Raw genomic sequence first — 5,815 nt, 5'->3', positions numbered from 1 at the left:
CTCTCAATTTCTCTAAAAGCGCCCTTTCCTCACTGCTCAATGCCTTCGGCGTCCAGATGTTTACATGAATGATCTCATCACCACGGTGATAAGAATTAATTTCAGGAATACCCTTACCCTTTAAACGAAGCAATTTACCACTCTGCGTGCCCGGTTCAATCTTGATCTTCGCTTTACCATCAATCGTCGGCACCTCAGCACTGTAACCCAAAGCTGCATCAACAATACTCACATGAAGATCGTAAACCACGTTATTTCCCTCACGTTTCAAAGTCTCATGAGGCAGCTCTTCAATCAGAATGATCAAATCACCAGGAATACCACCATTCGGTGCTGCATTCCCTTTGCCACTCATGCTGAGTTGCATACCATCACTTACACCAGCAGGTATATTGATCGTAATCGTCTCTTCACCACGAACTGTACCCTCGCCATGGCAGGAAGTACATTTAGAAGTGATCTGAGAACCAGAACCATTACAAGTAGGACAGGTAGAAGTTGTTTGCATCTGGCCCAAAATGGTATTGGTCACCCTGCGCACTGAACCACTGCCGCCACAAGTTTTGCAAGTGCTTACAGATGAACGGTCTTTAGCACCACTTCCATCGCAAGTTTTACAAGTAATCTGTTTGTTGACTTTTATTTTTTTCTCTGCACCATTGGCAATTTCCTCCAGTGTCAGTTTAACTTTAATTCTTAAATTAGAGCCTTTGGCAACCCGTCTGCCTCCACGTGACTGGCCACCGCCACCACCAAAGAAGCTTTCGAAAGGACTGCCGCCGCCACCGAAGATATCACCAAACTGGCTGAAAATATCTTCCATGTTCATGCCGCCGCCTCCGTAGCCGCCGCCACCAGATGCACCACCCACACCGGCATGACCGTAATGATCATAACGTTGTTTTTTCTCCGGATTACTTAAAACCTCGTAAGCCTCTGCCGCTTCTTTAAATTTTTCTTCAGCAGATTTATCATCCGGATTCTTATCCGGGTGATATTTAATAGCCAGCTTACGGTAAGCCTTTTTTATCTCTTCGGTAGAGGTGCTTTTACTCACCCCAAGCACATCATAATAATCTCTCTTGCTCATAATATTAACTACCCACTACTACTTTGGCAAAGCGAATTACTTTGTCATTTAAAGTATAGCCTTTTTCTAACTCATCTATAACTTTCCCTTTCAGCTCCTCACTAGGCGCAGGGATTTTCGTGATGGCCTCATGGTTATCGGTATCGAAAGGCGTATTGATGCTTTCCATTTCCTTTAAACCTTTTTGTGCCAGAATACCTTTTAATTTGCTGTGTACCAGTTGCACACCTTCCCGAACTGCCGCAACGTCAGACGCATTTTCCATCGCCTTGTTTGCACGGTCGAAATCATCCAGTACTGGTAATAAAGAAATCACTACATCTTTACCCGCAGTCTGTAAAAGTTCTACACGTTCTTTTTGTGTACGGCGTTTAAAATTGTCAAATTCTGCAAATAAGCGCAGGTATTTATCATTTAATGCCGCATTTTCCTCCTTCAGCTTCTCTTCTGCTGAAAGTTCAGCAACAGGTTCTGCAGCAGTTTCACCGGCGGTATTGTTTTCTTCGTTAGACAGCTCGCTGTTCAACTGCCCTTCAGCAGCTTTATCCGCGATTGGATTTTCGTTATCGTTGTTCTTCTTCTTGCTAAACATGGTATAGTAGAATTTTTGGTGGTAAACTCAAAAGCTTTGCCAACAGGATATTTCAGCCATGCTGTCAGTTTAATTTGAAATGTACTGTACAGAATGGCTGAAAAAGGAATTTTTTGTCAGAAATATTAAGCTATTGTGGCATCTTCGTGGACTATTCCACCCTCACATTTAATGATCCTGGAAGGTAGAGTACGGATGATGTGATAATCATGGGTTGCCATTAATACAGCCGTACCACTTTGGCTGATTTGCTTCAGGAGCATTACAATTTCTTCAGAAGTGTCCGGGTCAAGGTTCCCTGTGGGTTCATCTGCCAGAATGATCTCCGGGTTGTTTAATAAAGCCCGGGCAATCACAATACGTTGCTGTTCACCTCCTGAGATTTCATGAGGCATCTTTTTGATTTTTGAGCGTAAGCCTACTTTATCCAGTACATCCTTAATACGTTCCTGAATCAGGTTCTTATCTGTCCAGCCAGTAGATTTTAACACAAATTCCAGGTTCTTTTCAATGGTTCTGTCTGTAAGCAACTGAAAATCCTGGAAAACAATCCCAAGTTTTCTTCTTAGATAAGGAACATCCCTTTCAGCAAGGTTTTTCAGGTCAAAACCTGCTACTTGTCCTTCTCCATTGCCAATGTGAAGGTCACCATAAATGATCTTCAGTAAACTACTTTTACCCGAACCCGTCTGTCCAATCAAAAATACAAACTCGCCTTTATCAACGTTTAAGTTCACATTAGATAAAACCAGGTGTTTTTGTTGAAAAACATCTACATTCTTTAAATTTATAACTGCGTTTCCTGTCATGCTTAAATATCTAGTTTGGCGATTTGTCCAAAAGGCAAATCTTTAATTATATTCATAATGTAAGGCAACTTGTCGCCCAGACCCAGTTTATCCAGGGATTTATCCGGCCTGTCTACCCTGAAGTATGCCAGTAAAGTGAATTTCTCATCTCTTAATTGCACATAATCCGGGATTTTGGCAATGCCTTTTACTTTGATAACATACATTGTTCAAAAATAGTATTTCAAAATGATAAAAACAGAATCAACGTATAATCATTATTGAACCGCTGAATCGTTTTCCTTCTTCGTTCAGGTTCAATATATAGAAATACACACCTGCAGGAACATCATTGCCCTTGTATCTTCCATCCCAAGGTGTTTTAGTTCCTTCAAAAACCAGGTTTCCATAACGGTCTACCACTTTAAGTTCTGCCTTTGGATAGGTTTCCAGAGCTTCGATGTACCACACATCATTAATATTGTCGCCATTTGGGCTGAATGCATTTGGGATGACAATTTTTTCCAGTACCCGGACAAATACACTCGAAACCGAGCCTAAACAGCCCGCATCTGAGGTGGCTTGCAGGGTATAGGTCATATCGTGTTCAGGAGTCGCTACAGGTTGTAATTTTTCCGGATTATCAAGTCCGGTTGAAGGTGTCCATAGGTATCTTACCTGGTCGCCGCTTACTTTTCCATTAATTTGAACCGATTGTCCTTTCCGTATTTTTTGATCAGGACCTGCATCTGCCACAACTTTGTCCAATACGGTAACCAGCACTTGCGCGGTACTGACACAGGCTCCGTCGGATACACTAACGGTGTAAAGGGTGGTTACATCGGGTTTGGCTATCGGATTTGAAATGGCAGGATTTGATAAACCCAGTGCAGGAGACCAGCTGTACACACTGCCTCCATGAGCCTGCAGTGTGGTTTCTGTACCCTGACAGATGATGGGGTGGGGATTGTCTACAGTAGCTGCCGGCGGAGCCAGAATCTCCACTTGTGTGCTTGCGAAAGAAGAGCAAGAGCCTGTGGCAACTTCTACAGTATAAACTCCGGCCATCTGGCTAGTGGCAGCAGGAATAACCGGTGATTGTGCTGTAGAACTGAAGTGATTAGGCCCTGACCATAGATAAGTACCAGTAACCCCAGTTACGTTGAGAACAATATTCTCTCCCGGACAAAATTTAAGTACAGGCTCTACCACAGGAACCGGTAAAGGATTAACCTGCACAGTTAAAGGAGCCGAGGCTGTTCTGCAACTCGCAGAACTTGCCTGATTTGCCGCAAGCGCTAAACGATACTGATAGGTTCCTTTAACTGCATTCGCAAAATGAACAGTAAGGTTTTGCCCGGTTTCACCCGCAAGATCAACCCAGCCTGAGCCTTCATTTTTCTGCCAGATGTAAGTCGCCGTTGCAGGCCCGTTTACAGTTGCTGAAAAATGGATGTCGGTCGTTTGATGTTCGCAAATCGTCTCTGTCGCTGTACCAGGCTCATTATTAATTGATGTATTAATTTCCGGACCACATGCCCTGAACGTAATGTCATCTAATGCGATGTCATTACCTCCTCCTCCTGGTCCGTTATTGGCAATTCTGATTTTAATCCTGTTTACATTGGCTGGAGTAGTAAATTCAAGTGAGTATTGCTTCCAGTCTGTTGCAGTTCCTTCCGGAATGTCTCCGGTATCTTTAGAACCCAGTACCTGGTTGTCTGTGGTCAGGATGGAAAAAACAAGCCTCGGTTTTCTGCCATCGTACTTTAATAAATTGATCACCCAGGCTGCAAACTGGTAGGTTGTATTCGGACAGAGATCGGTGTTGACCTCTGCTTCATAGAAAATGCCAGTCTCATAATTGGCATTCACAATCATCATATAACCATCCGGGTCATTTGGGGTATGATTGGGAATTTGAAACCAGGCATTGGGAAGCATGCCATTGGTGCTTTTTGCAATGGCATATTCTCCATCTTCCGGATGATCGAAACCAACATAACGGTAAGAAGTACTTGAACCCAGTGAAGGGCCAAAGTTGGAGGTGCCACGTCCAAAATCAATATTAATCACCGGATCGCCAAAGGAGCCCGTGCAAATTTGCTGGGCGAAACTCTGTTGTTGTATCGCCCATATCAAACAAAATACTATAAAAGACTTTTTAAGCAGCTCCACTGGATTTAATTGAAGAGCAATATAAATATATTATCTTAATCCAGGCCGTTTAAAAATTCAATCGTATTGACATTATCCGCATAGTCCCAGAGTCTTGGCTCCTGGCTTTGCCCAAAAGCCAACACAGGAATATTCAGATCTAAGTTCGCTTTACTTACTACACATTGGATTTGTTCTTCCTGTTGACGCAGGGTTTGTTCTACCGTATTCAGATCTGTATAGTACTCAAAATACAAAACCGCCAGGGGAGAGGGCAGGCTGGCATCTTCTTTTAACAGCAGAAACCCATTGTCAAAATGTTTTGCTGCATTAACCAGGTAGATGGATTTATTGTAATCGTAATTGTTGTTATACTTAAAGTGATTAAAAATAGGTTGAAATACTTCCAGTGGTTCAAAGAAATGTTTAATCTCATAACCTTCCGGCAGGTAAATCTTTGAAACATTCCGGCAGCCCAGACCAAAATAATCAAAGATGTCATGCCCCAGGGCTTCGATTTCTACTGTGCTTTCTGCTCCGGTCAATACCGCAACACTGTTCCTGTTTTTGCGGATGATGTGAGGTACTTTGCCAAAATAGTATTCAAAATATCTGGAGGTATTGTTACTTCCGGTCGCAATGATGGCATCAAAATCTTTTAAGCGTTCGGTATAAATGATGTGATCAGACAGCAGGGGCTCTATACGGACCAGCTCCGCCAGCAAGGCCGGAAGGAGTTTGTCATCCGAGGAGGACAGTTTTAAGAGCGCAATATTTCCTGTTGCCAAAACACAAAGTACATCATGGAAACCTACCATTGGAATATTTCCAGCCAAGATTAATCCGATTTTTTTAGGCGATCTGCTGAGCTTAATGCCCTCGAACCATTTTTCAAGATCATCACCAGAGAGCATAAAATGCAGGGAAGAAATGGCTCTTTCTACTTCTGCTTGCGTAAACCATGCATTGTTATTTGAAGAAGATAAAATCAGATTTTTGAACTTATCATCCGGCTGATCAAGGAACAGGCTAAGTTTTTTGAATGCAATAATTAATTTTTCTGCGGTTAGGCTCGACATAATGAAACTAAAATTAAAGTATAAGTGTTATATTTGCATTGCAAAGTTAAACTTAGCAATAGATATACACGAAGACATGGCTATTAAAATAACAGACGAATGTATTAAC

At 42.4% G+C, this 5,815-nt stretch carries 6 protein-coding genes; all 6 read right to left on the bottom strand.

Features of this window, described 5'->3' with window-relative positions:
- A partial coding sequence (gene dnaJ, locus DBR11_RS17210; protein WP_108553885.1) for a molecular chaperone DnaJ occupies positions 1–1,090 on the bottom strand: 1,090 nt, incomplete at its 3' end.
- Positions 1,091–1,094: 4 nt separating this feature from the next.
- On the bottom strand, positions 1,095–1,682 hold the full coding sequence (locus DBR11_RS17205; RefSeq protein WP_108553884.1) for a nucleotide exchange factor GrpE: 588 nt from the start codon (positions 1,680–1,682) through the stop codon (positions 1,095–1,097).
- A gap of 125 nt (positions 1,683–1,807) precedes the next feature.
- Positions 1,808–2,491: a cell division ATP-binding protein FtsE gene (locus tag DBR11_RS17200; RefSeq protein WP_108553883.1), complete on the bottom strand. Its 684-nt coding sequence runs from the start codon at positions 2,489–2,491 to the stop codon at positions 1,808–1,810.
- 2 nt (positions 2,492–2,493) lie between these two features.
- On the bottom strand, positions 2,494–2,697 hold the full coding sequence (locus DBR11_RS17195) for a fructose-6-phosphate aldolase (RefSeq protein ID WP_108553882.1): 204 nt from the start codon (positions 2,695–2,697) through the stop codon (positions 2,494–2,496).
- Positions 2,698–2,734: 37 nt separating this feature from the next.
- Complete coding sequence (locus DBR11_RS17190) at positions 2,735–4,648, bottom strand: gliding motility-associated C-terminal domain-containing protein (protein ID WP_108553881.1); 1,914 nt, start codon at positions 4,646–4,648, stop codon at positions 2,735–2,737.
- 35 nt (positions 4,649–4,683) lie between these two features.
- Positions 4,684–5,706, bottom strand: a complete 1,023-nt coding sequence (locus DBR11_RS17185) for an acyl-CoA reductase (RefSeq protein WP_108553880.1) — start codon at positions 5,704–5,706, stop codon at positions 4,684–4,686.
- Positions 5,707–5,815 lie beyond the last annotated feature (109 nt).

Source organism: Pedobacter sp. HMWF019 (assembly GCF_003061025.1).
Classification (GTDB): Bacteria; Bacteroidota; Bacteroidia; order Sphingobacteriales; family Sphingobacteriaceae; genus Pedobacter.
Note: the sequence above shows the minus strand (reverse complement) of the source record. Positions and strands in the feature narration are given on the sequence as shown.